This is a genomic window from Capnocytophaga cynodegmi DSM 19736 (assembly GCF_000379185.1).
GTDB lineage: Bacteria > Bacteroidota > Bacteroidia > Flavobacteriales > Flavobacteriaceae > Capnocytophaga > Capnocytophaga cynodegmi.
In genome coordinates this window covers 48,832-65,025 of sequence record NZ_KB900707.1, presented here as the reverse complement: position 1 = coordinate 65,025, position 16,194 = coordinate 48,832, and the positions used below count along the sequence as shown (strand labels likewise).

General features: G+C 32.3%; 14 protein-coding genes and 2 tRNA genes. 9 read left to right on the top strand and 7 right to left on the bottom strand.

Annotated elements, in window-relative coordinates:
• Position 1 precedes the first annotated feature (1 nt).
• From YW9_RS0103610 to YW9_RS0103600, 3 genes are all read right to left on the bottom strand, one after another.
• Positions 2–76 (bottom strand) — tRNA-Val (locus YW9_RS0103610).
• A 26-nt stretch (positions 77–102) separates the two neighbouring features.
• Positions 103–177, bottom strand: a tRNA-Val gene (locus tag YW9_RS0103605).
• Positions 178–310: 133 nt separating this feature from the next.
• Complete coding sequence (locus YW9_RS0103600; RefSeq protein ID WP_018278822.1) at positions 311–1,498, bottom strand: pyridoxal phosphate-dependent aminotransferase; 1,188 nt, start codon at positions 1,496–1,498, stop codon at positions 311–313.
• A gap of 178 nt (positions 1,499–1,676) precedes the next feature.
• On the opposite strand from YW9_RS0103600, the gene rsmG reads away from it, so the two are divergent.
• The 5 genes from rsmG (at position 1,677) to rplI (ending at position 5,183) form a co-directional block, all read left to right on the top strand.
• On the top strand, positions 1,677–2,294 hold the full coding sequence (gene rsmG, locus YW9_RS0103595) for a 16S rRNA (guanine(527)-N(7))-methyltransferase RsmG (RefSeq protein ID WP_018278821.1): 618 nt from the start codon (positions 1,677–1,679) through the stop codon (positions 2,292–2,294).
• Between the two features lie 6 nt (positions 2,295–2,300).
• A complete protein-coding gene (locus YW9_RS0103590) occupies positions 2,301–3,935 on the top strand; it encodes a DUF6138 family protein (RefSeq protein ID WP_018278820.1) in 1,635 nt (544 codons plus the stop codon).
• 77 nt (positions 3,936–4,012) lie between these two features.
• Positions 4,013–4,354 carry a 30S ribosomal protein S6 gene (rpsF, locus tag YW9_RS0103585; RefSeq protein WP_018278819.1) on the top strand — a complete coding sequence of 114 codons (342 nt, stop codon included), beginning with the start codon at positions 4,013–4,015 and terminating at the stop codon, positions 4,352–4,354.
• Between the two features lie 4 nt (positions 4,355–4,358).
• The gene (gene rpsR, locus YW9_RS0103580; protein WP_018278818.1) at positions 4,359–4,652 is read left to right on the top strand and encodes a 30S ribosomal protein S18; all 294 of its coding nucleotides are present in this window, start codon (positions 4,359–4,361) and stop codon (positions 4,650–4,652) included.
• A gap of 18 nt (positions 4,653–4,670) precedes the next feature.
• On the top strand, positions 4,671–5,183 hold the full coding sequence (gene rplI, locus YW9_RS0103575; RefSeq protein WP_018278817.1) for a 50S ribosomal protein L9: 513 nt from the start codon (positions 4,671–4,673) through the stop codon (positions 5,181–5,183).
• A gap of 66 nt (positions 5,184–5,249) precedes the next feature.
• Here rplI and YW9_RS0103570 read toward each other — a convergent pair whose 3' ends face one another.
• Together YW9_RS0103570 and YW9_RS0103565 are read right to left on the bottom strand one after the other, a co-directional pair.
• Positions 5,250–5,948, bottom strand: a complete 699-nt coding sequence (locus YW9_RS0103570; protein WP_018278816.1) for an ABC transporter ATP-binding protein — start codon at positions 5,946–5,948, stop codon at positions 5,250–5,252.
• Positions 5,949–5,988: 40 nt separating this feature from the next.
• Positions 5,989–7,470 carry a DUF5687 family protein gene (locus tag YW9_RS0103565; protein WP_018278815.1) on the bottom strand — a complete coding sequence of 494 codons (1,482 nt, stop codon included), beginning with the start codon at positions 7,468–7,470 and terminating at the stop codon, positions 5,989–5,991.
• 154 nt (positions 7,471–7,624) lie between these two features.
• On the opposite strand from YW9_RS0103565, the gene YW9_RS0103560 reads away from it, so the two are divergent.
• Positions 7,625–8,803 carry a C1 family peptidase gene (locus YW9_RS0103560; protein ID WP_018278814.1) on the top strand — a complete coding sequence of 393 codons (1,179 nt, stop codon included), beginning with the start codon at positions 7,625–7,627 and terminating at the stop codon, positions 8,801–8,803.
• An 11-nt stretch (positions 8,804–8,814) separates the two neighbouring features.
• Positions 8,815–11,220: an alpha/beta hydrolase family protein gene (locus YW9_RS0103555; RefSeq protein ID WP_026193782.1), complete on the top strand. Its 2,406-nt coding sequence runs from the start codon at positions 8,815–8,817 to the stop codon at positions 11,218–11,220.
• Between the two features lie 75 nt (positions 11,221–11,295).
• Here YW9_RS0103555 and YW9_RS0103550 read toward each other — a convergent pair whose 3' ends face one another.
• Positions 11,296–12,750 (bottom strand): lipopolysaccharide biosynthesis protein, encoded by a 1,455-nt coding sequence (locus tag YW9_RS0103550; RefSeq protein ID WP_018278812.1) that lies wholly within the window; start codon positions 12,748–12,750, stop codon positions 11,296–11,298.
• A gap of 119 nt (positions 12,751–12,869) precedes the next feature.
• Positions 12,870–13,547 carry a hypothetical protein gene (locus tag YW9_RS0103545; RefSeq protein ID WP_018278811.1) on the bottom strand — a complete coding sequence of 226 codons (678 nt, stop codon included), beginning with the start codon at positions 13,545–13,547 and terminating at the stop codon, positions 12,870–12,872.
• Between the two features lie 410 nt (positions 13,548–13,957).
• Here YW9_RS0103545 and YW9_RS0103540 point away from each other — a divergent pair, with 410 nt between their 5' ends.
• A complete protein-coding gene (locus YW9_RS0103540) occupies positions 13,958–14,290 on the top strand; it encodes a PadR family transcriptional regulator (protein WP_018278810.1) in 333 nt (110 codons plus the stop codon).
• Between the two features lie 2 nt (positions 14,291–14,292).
• Complete coding sequence (locus YW9_RS13015; protein ID WP_018278809.1) at positions 14,293–16,179, top strand: PspC domain-containing protein; 1,887 nt, start codon at positions 14,293–14,295, stop codon at positions 16,177–16,179.
• Positions 16,180–16,194: the final 15 nt, after the last annotated feature.

Genomic DNA, 16,194 nt, shown 5'->3' with positions numbered 1-16,194 from the left:
GTGGGTCCTACTGGATTCGAACCAGTGACCCTCTGCTTGTAAGGCAGATGCTCTGAACCAGCTGAGCTAAGAACCCCAATGATATGAAAAAATTTGACTAAGTGGGTCCTACTGGATTCGAACCAGTGACCCTCTGCTTGTAAGGCAGATGCTCTGAACCAGCTGAGCTAAGAACCCTTAGTGCTTAATTGCGGGTGCAAATATAGCACAACTTTTTTAAAATACAAATTTTTAATTACTTTTCTTTTCTAAAGATAGAAACAAATCAATTTTATATTTTTAAATCATATTGATTATTAGGATTTTTTAGCTAGTTACAAACCTCTTTGATTCGTTTTATCGCCTCACGAATTTCTTTTTCGGAAGCAGCGTACGAAATCCGTATGCATTTGTCATCTCCAAAAGCTTCACCTGTAACAGTTGCTACACCCGCCTCTTCCAATAGATAAAGTGAAAAATCAGAGGCAGTATTGATGGTCTTTCCACGTAATGTTTTACCAAAGAAATAAGAAATATCAGGAAAAACGTAGAAAGCTCCTTCAGGAACGTTTAGTTTAAATCCTTTCACTTCACTTAGTAAATCCAGAATTAAATCACGACGCTTTTTAAATTCATCAATCATATATTGAATTTTGCTCACGGGGGCTTTTACAGCAGCAATCGTAGCTCGTTGAGCGATGGAATTCGCGCCACTGGTAATCTGTCCTTGCATTTTGGTACAGGCTTTGGCAATCCACTCAGGAGCACCGATATATCCAATACGCCACCCCGTCATAGCAAACGCTTTTGAAACACCATTAACGGTGATAGTTCTGTTGTACATTCCATCAATTTCGGCAAAACTTGTATAATTTCCTGTGAAGTTGATATGTTCGTAGATTTCATCGGAAAGGATAAAAATATTTGGATATTTCCGAAGTACTTTTGCTAAACCTTCTAATTCTTCTCGATTATACACGGAACCGCTTGGGTTACAAGGAGAATTGAACCATACCATTTTTGTTTTTGGAGTGATGGCTGCCTCGAGCTGTTTTGGAGTTATTTTAAAATCATTCTCAATGGTTGTATGAACTTCGACTGGAACACCCTCTGCAATTTTTACGATATCTTTGTAACTTACCCAATAAGGTGCGGGAAAAATCACTTCATCACCATTATTTATCATTACCAAGGCTACATTTGCCAAACATTGTTTTGCTCCAGTTGAAACACTGATTTGTGAGGGTTTGTAAATTAGATTGTTATCGCGTTTGAATTTCTCACATATAGCTTCTTTTAAATCAGCGTATCCATCTACGGGGGAATATTTACTGAAATTTTGATTAATTGCCTCAATAGCGGCTTCTTTAATAAAATCAGGAATGTTGAAATCAGGCTCACCTAAACTTAGCCCGATAATGTCTTTTCCTTGTGATTTCAATTCACGAGTTTTTGCTGCCATAGCTAACGTGGCAGAGGTTTCCATATTGTTAATTCGGTCGGATAAAAATTGTTGCATAATTCAAAATGTTAGTCTGTGAGTGGCAAAGTTACGTAAATTTTTAAAGTGTTTGTTTAAAAAACTATCGAAAAATTAATACTTTTGCGATTAATTTTTACAGAAATAATTCCTAAATGTAGAAAGTCAGAAAAATTAAAATAATTACTACTTACTTTTCTTTTAAAAATAAAATTAAATGGAGTGTATCAACAAATATTTCAATAATTTAACTGAGAAACAAATTTCGCAATTTGAAAAATTAAAACCTGTGTATGAGCAATGGAATGCTAAAATTAACGTGATTTCCAGAAAAGATATGGACTCTTTCTATGAACGGCACGTTTTACATTCATTGGCAATTGCAAAAGTAGTTTCTTTTCTTGCTGATAGTGAAATACTTGATGTTGGTACAGGAGGCGGTTTTCCTGGTGTTCCTTTAGCAATTTTATTCCCACAAACAAAATTTACTTTGGTGGATTCCATCGGAAAAAAAATAAAAGTAGTAGAGGAAGTTTGCAAAGAACTTGATATTAATAATGTTACTGCAATTAATAGTCGTGTAGAACAAATTGACAAAAAATTTGATTTCATCGTAAGTAGGGCTGTGACACAAATGCCAGAATTCGTGAAGTGGGTGAGAGGGAAAATAAAGAAAAGTTCAAAACACTCGCTAGATAATGGAATTTTGTACTTGAAAGGAGGTGATTTAACTGAAGAATTAGCTTCTTTTAAAAATATACAATTGTATGAAATTTCTAACTTTTTTTCAGAAGAGTTTTTTGAAACTAAAAAAGTAGTTTATCTTAAAAATTAAAATTTTATGAACCAAGAACAACAAAAAAATATTGTAAAGCAAATATTTGAAGGTGTGAAATTTGTCTTCGAAACAAAGAAGAATCAATACAAAGGTGAAAAACCATATTCAAAGTGTTGTATTCAAGAGGGATATTTTGATTATTTGCGAATTTCAGTTTTAAAAAGCGAAGTAAAATTCTCACTTTATGATTTTAGTTGGGACTCTTATGAACATAAATTGAAAATTCCTCAATTGGAAAATATTTTTAAAGTAGATTTTGCTTTTATTGCAAAAGAAATTATGGAAAAGGTACAACATTTTTTCTTGGATTCAACAAATCAGCCTCTTTTTCGGTATAAATTAAGATTGATTTTGGACTTTGAAAGCAAAATGAATGATGCAAACGGAAATCCTTTACTTTTAACTGACCGAATTTATTCCGAAACTTTCTATTTTGAAGATATTAATCGCAAAAAAGAACTTCAAAATGTAATGAAAAATTATATTAAAGAGTTGGTTTTTGATCAAAAGATAAAGGTCAAAAGTGAACGTGAAGCTAGAGTTCTCTGCGAACATTTAACTGATTTTGGTTTGATGGAATATTCGGAAACTGAAGCAATAACAATGATTGAAAGATTATTCGAAACGATGCAATTTGTTGATAATAAAGCTATTTTTTCTGATTTCAAGAGTAGCGTTATTTTTAATTTAAGAGAATGGTCAGAAAAGGAGTTTTTACCCTTGTATTGTGATGTAGTGGGTAATTATTGGATGAAAGAATACGTATTGAAAAAAGATTTTTCACTTGAAAACGTAGATGAAAATAAATTAGAACTCTATGTTTATCAGTCTTATTTACAGATAAAATACAAAGATGGCTACACTCAGTTTGCTCAAAAAGAGTTACAACGTGCAGCTAAAGATTTTGGTTCGAAAAAAGCCCAAATGTATCTCAAAAAAGGAACAGGAACGCTTCCCGATTCACTCATTCATTTCAAGGGCACAGACTTGGAATGTAAAGCTAATGACGTGTTTGCACAAGTAGAAATTAAACTAAAAAATGAAACAGCTGAAAGTTACGATAAAGCACTTAATTTTTTGATTAATTTATTAAAAGGAGGATTTGTAGCGAGTTACTACATCAAATTTTCTTCTAAAGGAGAGAAGAAATTTTTACCAATTAAGGGGCTTGCCAAGTCTGCCACACACCGATTTTTTGCACAAGCACTTCAATTTGCTGAGCTGTTTCCAAAATTGGAGTCCTATGCTCAAGTAGCAATGAAAGAGTTTGAATGGTATGAAGATGTTGAGGAAGGTGAAAAAAGTTGTATGCCAAGTTCTTATGCCGTTTTCGGATTAGGATTGGAAGATGAGAAATATTTTCCATTAGTGAAAAAATATCTTGGTATGGTTGATGATGAGCATCAGTTGGTGCATTATGATTTTCTGGAGGTATTTATTGAAAAGTGGGGAATTACCGAAAAATCATTGTCAATCATCTGTAAAGGAGCATTATCAGGGCAATTTCAAAAACCATTCAAAAATATTTCTAAGCGAATTAAAGAAGAAGATAAGTTGTTGATAGATAGATTTTTGTTGGAATACGATTCTCACGAAAAAGAAATTATTAAGTATATGATTTTTGGAAAAAGCAGATAAAGCAACAGAAAACTTTGTAGATTAAGAAAAAAGTATTACTTTTGCACCTCGAATTTTTAATATATAATAATAAACTTATGAATCATTACGAAACTGTTTTCATTTTGAATCCCGTTTTATCTGAACAACAGATAAAGGAAGCAGTAGAGAAGTTTGAGAATTTTCTTACAGCTAGGGGGGCAGAATTTGTGGCAAAAGAGAATTGGGGCTTGAAAAAATTAGCTTACCCTATCCAAAACAAAAAAAGTGGTTTTTATCACTTGTTTGAATTTAAAGTAGCTGGTGAAGTTATTGATGCATTTGAATTGGAATTCAGACGTGACGAGCGTGTTATGCGTTATTTAACAGTGAAATTAGACAAACACGCTATTGCGTGGGCTGAAAAAAGAAGAGTAAAGTTGAACACTAAAAAGGCGTAAGGAAATGTCAATCGAACAACAAGCAAAAGGAAAAAAAGATGGAGAAATTAAATATTTAACTCCACTGAATATAGATACTTCAAAACAAAAAAAATATTGTCGTTTTAAGAAGTCAGGAATCAAATACATTGATTACAAAGATGCTGATTTCTTGTTGAAATTTGTGAATGAGCAAGGTAAGTTATTACCAAGAAGACTTACAGGTACTTCTTTGAAATATCAACGCAAAGTGGCTGTGGCTGTGAAGAGAGCACGTCACTTAGCTTTAATGCCTTACGTAGCAGATTTATTAAAATAATAAAAAGGAGTAGATACTATGGAAATTATATTAAAACAAGATGTACAAAACTTAGGTTTTAAAGACGATGTTGTAACAGTAAAAAATGGTTACGCTCGTAACTACTTGATACCACAAGGATTTGCAATTTTAGCTACTCCATCGGCTAAAAAAGTGTTGGCTGAGAATTTAAAACAGAGAGCTTACAAAGAACAACATATAGTTGATGAGGCTAAAAAAGTAGCTAAATCATTAGGTGCTTTAACAATGAAAATCATTGCAAAGGTAGGAGCAGGAGATAAATTATTTGGTTCAATCAATAGTTCTGATTTAGCACAAGAATTATCGAAAGCAGGGCATAACATCGATAAAAAATTTATCACAATTGCTGGTAATACAATTAAAAGAACAGGGAAATATACAGCTTCTATTCGTTTACACAGAGAAGTTGTTGTTGATTTTCCGTTTGAGGTTGCTGCTGAAATTCAGAAAGTTGAAAAACCAGCTGAGAAACCTGTTGAAAAATCAGAAGAGAAAGCAGAAAACGAATAAAAAGCAATTTTATTTGATTAAAAGAAAAAACACCTACAAACTTTTATTTTGTAGGTGTTTTTTCTTTTAATCAATTTTGAAAAAAAGTTCTAATTCTTTTAGAGTTTCTTCTGAGGTTTGAATGTCTTTAACGATTATTCCTTTGTTTAGAGCTACAATTCGGTCTGAAACTTCTACTGTATGTAGCAAGTCGTGACTTGAAATTAAAATTGTAATTTCTTTATTTTCAGTCAGCTCTTTGATTATTTTCTTTAAACGAATTTGAGTTGTTGGGTCTAGATTAGCAAAAGGCTCATCAAGAATAATAACTTTGGGGTTCCCGATGAGAGCAGCAATGATTCCTACTTTTTTTTGATTTCCTTTAGATAAATCTCTCAGATATTTTTGTTTTCCTAAAATTTCATCATTGAAAAAGTCACTATATTTCTGTATGTGATTATTGATGTCTGCTTTGTTTTGTCCACGAAGTTCTCCTATGAAATAAAAATATTCTTCTGCGGTTAAATATCCGATTAGAAAACTTTCATCAATAAAGGCTGAGGTAAAAGTTTTCCAATTTTCGCTGGTATCAACCTGAATTTCATTATTTGTTATATTTCCTGTTGTGGGGTGAATAAGGTCAAGTAGTAAGCTAAAAAAAGTTGTTTTTCCAGCACCATTATTTCCAACAAGACCAAAACTTTCCCCTTTGTTGATAATCAGATTAGGAATATTGAGTACTGTTGTGCTGCCATATACTTTGCTAAGATTTTTTACTTCAATCATATTTTATAAGATTTTTGAGTTGATAATTGAAAAAGTTGATTTACTGATTTTCTTTAAATCCGTTTATGGTAATGTATTTTCTTGATTTATATTTCTTTACGATAATATTCATAAAATAGTTTCTGAGAATGAAACCCATAATTCCTATTAATGCAATAACTGTAGAAGCAATCATATCATTAAAAAAATAATATACTATTGACCATAAGATAATAGGAATGAGTAATATAGGCAAAGAAATAATCCACTGTGTTATTCCCATACCCTGATAATTTCCGAAACCACGTTTTTCCAAATCAATACGTTTTTTGTTATAAGCTCCTAAAAAAAGAACAGAAGGAACTCCAATTCCTATATTATAAATAGCACAAGATGTGTTGATTATAAAGATATGTTTCCCGAAATAGATGTAAGGCGTTGAAATAATAAACAAAACAATAATTGAGAAATAAAATAATACTGCTTTTGAATTTAAATACTGCCTTAGTGAAATGTTTTGTGCCATCAGCATTGGGTAATAAGCACTATCCCAAGCAGGTACAAATTGCCCGAAGTTAATTAAAAATACTCCAGTTGTGAATATTCCAACAAAAACCAAAAAGAAAGGCATATTTTCAAAAGAGGGATTTGGATAGAAAATCAATCCATAAAAAATAAAGATTATTGATGTCCAAAAAACAGATTTACTTCGTTTGTTACGCCAAATGAGCTTTAAATCAAGTTGCAAAAATGTTGCTATGTTTCCGAATCGTTTTAACCATTGAAAATCAGATGTGTTTATTTTTTGAGTTTTCCCTCTGAAAGTTGAATCAAGATATAAATTCTTAGATAAACTATTGAAATTCAGAATGTAAATTCCTATGGTTAATACTATTGGAATAATAACTAAAAAAGGATAGTTCAATAATAAATTGAATGATTGCCCAATGAATTTTGTAATGCTAAATATTTCAAAGTATTCTAAAAAGATAAAAATAACAATGCTTACTGCATAAGGAAGTAAGCCTTTTAGGTTTTCGCCAAATTTTTTAATTAAGATGAAATTTGTAAAGTTCGCTAAAAAAACGAATGAAAACATTGCAACCCACCAACAAAAAATTGTTAAGAAAGAATAATCATTTGAGGTAATTATCCGTATTCCAAACGGAACAAAAATTAAAGGTGCAAACAAATTAAAAGGATGTAAAATGGTTTTTAGAAGTAGATAATGAATGATTTTACTTCGTTGTATGTTATTTGTTAGTAATGGTTTAATATCCATAACAGGTAATGATTGAAACATAAAACGGATAATCAATTCCCACAAAAACCAAATGGCAATAAAGTTATTAAAAATATATATTGGTTCTTGTTTTGGGAAGATTTCTTTCAAAATTGGATAAATAGTAATTCCTACAAATAAAGCCATACTTAGGAAGTAAATAGCTATGAAAGCGATAAAAATCTTCAAAGCAAGGCTTCTCCCAAAGGTTGCTGAACGCGTAAAAGCTTTCCATTCAAGGGTTAAAAAATGTTTAAACATAATAATATTCTATTAAAATATGTGAAATGCAAATATAAATAAAAATATGAATGCAAGTTGTTAATGAAAAAATATTTATTTTGTTATGATTTTATTCAGATTTTCCAATATTATCATTTATATTTGTGGAATAAAAATAAATTAAGTTTTCAAGATGAAAAGAATAGCATTATTTATTGCTTTCGGAACTTTTTTTATGGTTTCGGGGCAAGACAATTTGATTAACGCAGTGGCTGGAAACCAAAGTGAAAAAGCAGGATTTAAGTTTACTCCTGTAATTAATCTCGAAAGAATGGAAGTGAAAGACCAAGGGAGCAGTGGTACCTGTTGGAGCTATGCTGGTGCATCTTTTTTGGAAAGTGAAATGAGCCGTATGGGTAAAAAACCTGTGGATTTGGCTGAGATTTATACTGCCAGAAACACCTACATTGAAAAAGCAAAACAATATGTTCGTTTTCACGGAAATTTGGATTATGGCGATGGAGGAGAGTTGCACGATATTATCAATATGTATGCTAAGTATGGGGCTGTTCCTCAGTATATTTACACTGGATTGAATTACGGAACTACTCGTAACAATTTTTCAGAAATGCAAGCAGCTTTAAAAGGATTTTTGGAAGGATTGGTTAAGCGACCTAATATTAAAAAGCTAACTCCCAATTGGGAAAAAGCTTTCACTGCTGCTATTGATGCCTATTTAGGAGAAATTCCTGAAACATTTTTGTTCGGAAATAAAAAATATACACCCCAATCTTTTGCTAAAGAAGTGGTAGGAATTAATCCTAACGATTATGTTGAAATGCTTTCGTACGAACACGAACCAAAGTACAAAAACGTACTGATGGCTGTTCCAGATAACTGGAGCTTTGATCAAGCATATAATGTTGAAATGACTGATTTTGTGAAAGTTATTGATAATGCTCTTAAAAAAGGATTTACAATAGCTTGGGCTTCAGATGTTAGTGAGCGTTATTTCAGTTGGAAAAATGGTGTTGCATTTGTTCCTGAAAAGCATTGGGAAGAAATGACAATGGAGGAACAAAAAACATTGTTTGATAATCCTCCAACAAAGGAAAGAAGCATCACTAAAGAAATGCGTCAGAAAGCGTTTGATAATTATGAAACTACCGATGACCACGCAATGCACATCGTTGGACTTGCTAAAGACCAAAATGGAAGAGAGTATTACATCGTCAAAAATTCGTGGGGAGTAAGTAACGACCATCAAGGGTATTTGTACGTTACCAAAGCATTCGTAACCTACAAAACTACAGCTATAATGCTTCATAAAGATGGAGTTCCTTCAGATATTTTGAAAAATTGGAAAAAATAATTCAACTAAAAATGAAAAAAATATTATCATTAATGCTCATTTCATCAATGGGATATTTAACAGCACAAGAAAATCTGACGTACCAAAAACCATCGGAGGAGATTTTGCAGTTAGCTGATTTCGAAAGAGCTCCATCGGTAATGATGAACAACCAGCGCACGTGGATGGTTTTTAGTTATCGCTCCACGTATCTTAGTTTAGAACAATTAAATCAAGAGGAAATTCGCTTAGGAGGACTTAGAATGAACCCTAACGTGAATACTCCAAGTAACTTAAACTATATTTCTAATCTGAGAATTCAAAAAGTAGGGGCAAAACAGGCTCAACAGATTAAAAATTTACCCGAAAATGCAAAGATAGCTTATGTGATGTTTTCTCCTGATGAGAAGAAAATATCTTTCACAAATACAACAGAAAAGGGGTTAGAACTTTGGTTGGTTGATTTGGAAACAGCTACCGCTAAGCGTTTAAGTGATACGTTATTGAATGCTAATTTTGGAACTCCTTATACTTGGTCGCCTGATGCCTCTTTTTTGCTTATCAAAACTTTGGTAGAAAATCGTCCTGCGTTGCAAAGTGAAGCTAAAAGTATCCCTACAGGCCCTATTGTTTCTGTTGGAAGTGGGCAAGTTTCACAAAATAGAACGTATCAAGATTTGCTGAAAAATAAAATTGATGAATTTAATTTTGAGGTTTTAATTACTTCTGAATTAAAAAAAATAGATTTGAATGGAAATCAAACGTCCTTTAAAGAAGCAGGAATGTATCTTTCTGAGAGTTTCTCTCCCGATGGAAAATATTTGCTGATAACGGAGATTAAAAAACCTTTTTCGTACATTGTACCTTATAGTCGTTTTCCAAGAGAATCAAAGGTTTATGATGTTCAAGGAAAAGAAATTGCCAAAGTAAATAATTTGCCGTTAATTGAAAATATGCCAAAAGGTTTTTCATCAACATATCAAGGCAAACGCTCTATGACTTGGTGTACAGATAAGCCACACACATTGTATTTTGTCGAGGCTTTAGATGGAGGAGACCAAAATAAAAAAGCCGATTTTCGTGATGAGTTATTTGTTTGGGAAGCTCCGTTTACGAAATCGCCGACGTCACTGATGAAGATGAAGCAACGTTTTCAAGGAGTTACTTGGGGAGATGAAGAAAATGTTTTGGTTTCTGAGGCTTGGTATGATACTCGCAATAGTAAGATAATTTTATTGAATCCTAAAAATGGCATACAAAAGGTAATTGTTGACCGAAATTATCAAGATGTTTACAACAATCCTGGAGTACCACAAACGGTTAAAAATAAATGGGGAAGATATGTTCTTCAAATTGAAAACAGGAAAACATATTGGTTAGGTGACGGATACACTAAAGAAGGGCAGTTCCCTTTTCTTGATGAATTGGATTTGAAAACGTTGAACAAGAAACGTTTATACACTTCCAACGTGAAAAACCAAAAAGAAAATATTCACGATTTAGATGCCAAGAAAAATAGTTTGCTTATCAGTTTGCAATCTCCAACAGAATACCCAAATTATTATATTAAAAATTATAAAAACAATAAGCTAACACAACTTACATTTTTCAAAAATCCGTTTGAAGCTCTTAAAGGTGTTCATAAAGAGGTGATTAATTACAAACGTAAAGATGGTGTAGCTCTTAGTGGGACGCTTTATCTTCCTAAAAATTATGATTTTAAGAAGAAAGAAAAATTACCATTACTTATCTGGGCATATCCGAGAGAATATAAAAGCAAGGATACTGCAGGGCAAAGTACCGCCAATCCTAATGAATTTACATATCCGCATTATGGGTCGTTTATTTATTGGGTTACAAAGGGTTATGCAGTTTTAGATGATGCTGCATTTCCGATAGTGGGAGAAGGTACGCAAGAGCCTAACGACACTTTTATTGAGCAATTGGTAGCCAATGGAGAAGCTGCAATTGATGCTGTAGATAAATTAGGATATATCGACCGAAAAAGAGTTGCTGTGGGAGGCCATTCTTACGGAGCATTTATGACGGCTAACCTATTGACTCACTCCGATTTATTTGTTTGTGGAATTGCCAGAAGTGGAGCTTACAATCGTACGTTAACACCTTTCGGTTTTCAGTCCGAACAAAGAAATTACTGGGATTCTCCAGAGATTTACAATACAATGTCTCCGTTTATGAACGCTCACAAAATGAAAAAGCCTTTGTTGTTAATACACGGAGCAGCGGACAATAATGCTGGTACTTTTACTTTCCAGACAGAACGTTACTTCCAAGCTCTTAAAAATTTAGGAGCTCCCGTGCGAATGGTGTTGCTTCCGCTTGAAAGTCACGGTTATAGAGCCAAAGAAAGTATTTTACATACCCTTTGGGAACAAGATACATTCTTAGAAGAAAATTTGAAGAACAATAAAAAATAGTTGTTTTTCATTAGTTTATAAAAAAGACCTTGAGCTATTATCGGTTCAAGGTCTTTTTTATTTCAAAAAATTATTTCAATGCCTAATCTTACCAAGTAGGATTATCAAATCTTCCGAAAGTTTAAATTTCCAAAGGATTATACCACAAAAAACAAGAATTATCAGCGATTTTAGAACAATATTCCAAATTGGATTGAAAGGAAAATCCCAAAAATAGAAACTAATTACTGTGATTATTCCAAAGAGAGTGATTTTCATAGTTTCATTGTAAAAAGGACTTAATTTGAATTTACTATATGTAAAAGATAATTTTAAGAAATTGTAAATAGAAAAAGCACACAAGGTGGCAAAACCAGCTCCATTAATGCCATAAATAGGTATCAACCAGATATTTAAAATAATGGTGCAAAAGGTTAAAAATACGCCAAAATATAATATTGTTCTGTAGTAAATGGAGTTAAACAAAATTGCATTGTTGATGCCCACTAACGAATCAAAAAGTTTAACAACAGAGATAAGAATTAACACAACTATTCCGTTAACGTATTCTTTATCAGGAAGTAATTCGTAAAATTGCTTTGCATTAGAAATTATTAGGATAAAAATAATAACACTTGTTAAATAAATATTTATAGTACTTTTTTTGTACAAGTCATTAAGCTGGATTGTTTCTTTTTGGTTAAGAAGTTTGGCAACTAAGGGACTTACAATCTGATACATAGCTCTGTAAGGGATAGCAATAACCGTTGCGGTAAAAATGGCTACATTGTAAATAGCAATTTGTGAAATAGGCAGATATTGGTTAATCATAAATTTATCAATATCCATCAGCAAACTTGCCACTGACCCCGATAAAATACTAAAAAGACTATATTTAAGAATTTCATTTCTATTTTCTGGCAAACCGAAATAAAAAGTAGGGCGTTTTACACGAAAAGCAGATAGAGCCATAAAAATCATTCTCAATAGATATATTCCAAAAACGCCATACATAAATTGCTTGAAATCAATGATTTTGAAATAAAATAATATCAAAAGAAACGTGATACCAACACGCTGAAAAACTTCTTTCAGAAAGTTCCCAAATACGGTTTTGAATTGAACTCTTGCCCACGAATAGCAAATTTCAAAATAAGCCATCGTAATTGAAGTGATGAAAATCAAAGCGACATAATCACCCACGACTTCATTCTTCTGAGAAAGCCATTTTACAATTTGTTCATAAGTTAAAATTCCAACAAAACCAAAGGGAACAATAGCTAACAAAGGCAATACAAACAACATAAAATTAAACTTGGAAAGCTCTTGAGGTTCTTTGTAAGAAGAGTAAAACCGAATGAAAGTATTATGCACACCAAAAGCTACCAAAGGTGATAGAATAGTTGCTGTTGAAGTAACATAGCCTACCAGTCCGTATTCTTCTTTTGAAAGAAAGTATACGAACAGAAACAGTGTATTGACGGCTCCGAAAGCAAAGCCAAGATAAGTAATTAGTATATTTTTAACCGATTGCCGAAAAACAATACCCATTTCAAAAAGAATTACCTTACAAAAGTAAAAAAAAGTAGAATAAAATTGTAAATATATTGATTATAAATTAAAAAAGGTCGGATAACCCGACCTTTTTATATTTACATTTTGTTTAAATCTTAGAAGTAAACATTGAATAACAATGAAGCTACTCCAATTCCGTTTTCGCCTCCGAAACCAAAACCAAAAACGCTTGTTTTGTTTCCAGCTGCATCTTTGCTTGATTGGTGGCTAACAGCAACAGCATAAGAGTATTGAGCTCCTAAAGCAACTTTAGGGAAGATGAAGTACTCAGCACCTACAAATCCTTGAGCACCAATAGCAAAACTGAAAGCATCTTTTTGAGGAACTCCAAATCCTAAAAGAGCATCAGCTCCGTAGAACCCTTGCAAACGTGTAGAACCTTTTCTCCACTCTTTTCCGTATCCTACTGCAAGACCGAAAGTTGTTGTAGCATCAACGTCTTTTGGTTTTAAATAGTTGAAAATGAAGTTAGCAGTGTAACGATCAGCAGTGTTATCACTTGTCATTTTTTTACCTAAGAAAGAGTATCCTTCAGCAAATCCAGGAACAGCAAAAGCCGTATTGTTTTTGCCAAAAGCAGAACCACCAAACTCATTGTTAGTGTTACTGTTGAAAGCATTTCCAATGAATTTCAAAGCGTTTCCGGCGTTGAAACCGAATGACCAATCACCTTCCTTTGGTAGATATTCTTCACCTTTAGAAGAAACCAACTCTTGTGCACTTACAGCACTAAATGCAAAAATTGCAGCTAATGATAAAATAATCTTTTTCATCTTTGATATAAAATTAAAATTAGTGGGGGCAAAACTAAACAAATATTTTTAACAAACAAGAAAAAATGATTTAATTTTATTATGTTAAAATTTTATATTGTTTGTAATCAGTGTTTTATGTTTTATTTTGAAGTTTGATTTAACAAATTACATAATGAAAAGCATAAAATTTAGCTCCATTTATCCTAAAATAATTAATCTTTTTTGGAAAAAATTATCATTATATTTTTGATAATCAATGTTCAAAATATATGATTTAGAAGAAAAGGTGTTTTAGTTTTATTTTTTTATGTAATGTATTTATCTGAAAAATAGATTTTTAATATTTTTATAAATAATTTTTTAGTACTATGTATTGCATAGTATTGTTTATTGTTATATATTTGTCCTAACAAAATACCTTATATAATATGGAGACAATTAACACAGAAAAAACCAAAACACAGATGCGAAAAGGCATCTTGGAGATGTGTATTCTTTCCATAATCAGCAAAAACAAAGAGGCATATGTTTCGGATATTATTGAGGCTCTGAAATCTGCTGATATGATTGTAGTTGAGGGGACACTTTACCCACTTTTAACACGGTTAAAGAATGAAAAATTACTCGACTATAATTGGAAAGAATCCAATTCGGGACCACCTCGAAAATACTATGTGCTGACCGATAATGGCACAACTTTTCTGCAAGAAATCGTGAAATCGTGGCAAGAACTACAAACAATGGTTAATAAAATTATTTAGTTATGGACAAAACACATAATATCAGTTTGGGCGGATTTTCATTTTTGATTGAAGATAAAGCCTATCAAGAACTTTCAAGATATTTGAACGAAGTACGTAAATCACTCGGAAATACTTCTGATACCAACGAAATCATTTATGATGTGGAACAACGAATGGCTGAACTGCTCAAAGCTCAAATGAAGGGTAGGGAAGTGATTGTAAACCAAGATGTTGATTATTTAATCAGTGTTCTAGGGCGACCAGAACAATACGTTGACTTAGAAGAAGAAACTCAAAAAGAAGCGAAATTTACTGCTAATGAAAAACAAAACCGAATAGTTGAATTTTTCCGACACAAGAGGCTATACAGAGATTTGGAGAACAAATTGTTAGCGGGTGTTTTTGCAGGATTCGGGCATTTTTTAGCAATTGAAAAAACGTGGTTGCGCTTTGCTTATCTTTGCTTGTTTGCATTTTCCGTACTTATTTTCAGACATATATTCTATTTTTCAAAGGTAGATTCTATTGTCGTGTTTTTTCCGTGGTTAGCAATTTATGTGCTTTTGGCACTGATAATTCCGTCAGCAAAAACCACTGCAGAGAAACTAGCAATGCGCGGAAAAGCAGTAAATATTGATACCATTTCTTCCATTAAGGAAATAAAAATGCGAAATGGTTTGCAACTCACTCGAAGCCTTGAAAATCGAAAACTCTTTGGAGTTTTTGGAGGACTTAGCAAACATTATGGCTGGAATGTAACGGGCGTACGTATTGCTTATTTGGTACTGACATTGGCAACTATTCCTTTATTTGAGGGTTTTTTCACTTTTGTATTCATTTTATGTTATGTATTTCTGGTGTTGTCAATGAACAAAAGAAAAACCTTTTTTGAAAAAGAAGATGATTATCTAACTGAAGATGATTTTAATGCAGAAAGTGACTTTTCGCAGGAAAACGCCCCAAAACAGAAAATGGAATTTGTGTATAAAAAATCTGATTTTAGCATCTGGAGCATCATACGCGGATTTTTCAAAGGCGTTTTGTATGTTATTATTGGTTTTGTGTTGCTCATTTTGTTGTTCAATCTTTTGTCTCTACTCTTGGCGTTGTTTGGGATAGGTATTGCAGGTTGGGGCGTTGGTTTCAGTGTACTTACCTTAACGGATTATCTTTCATTTATTGTAGAAGGAAATTGGCAGCTTTGGATTGCTTATTTTTCAGCAGCATCACTATTTATTTTGCCTATTTTGGTAATTTCGATTTTATGTCTGAAATTATTTTCTAAAAAAGGTTATCAAGTATCTAAAGTGTGGATCTTACTCAATGTTTTTTTGTTCTTTTTTGGGGTAATGGGAGTAATTACCGTGAGTGTTGATACGTTTAAACATTTTCAAGCCTATGATTCTGTTGAAGAAAGAATTCCTTTTGCCGTATCTGATACTATTTCGTTATCGTATGAAAAACAGCCTTATAGATATTACAAATATGATATACTAAATTTTGGTAGTCCAATTTTAAAAGATGATAATGAAATTATTGCCAAAGGAGATTTTGTTCGATTCCGTATTGGGGAAACTTCTGAAAAAGAATCTTATATCATTTTGAAGAAATATTCCAGAGGAAGAAACCTTTCCGATGCTCAATCTAAAGCTTCACAAATAAAATACAACTTGAAAATAGAGGAGAATAAAATTGTTTTGCCTGAAAAGTATTCACTTGGCGAAAATCCAAAAATAAGAGACCAACGAATTGAAGTTGTTTTATATCTTCCTCAAGGAAAACATATTACAAGTTCGGATGAAGAACTTTCCGTATTGGAGTTCAGAAGCAATAAATGGATAGACATTAGTAGGGGAGGAGTTGCTAAAATGACTGAAAATGGGCTTGTTAAAATTGAAAATAATTAATTTATAATATTTAAA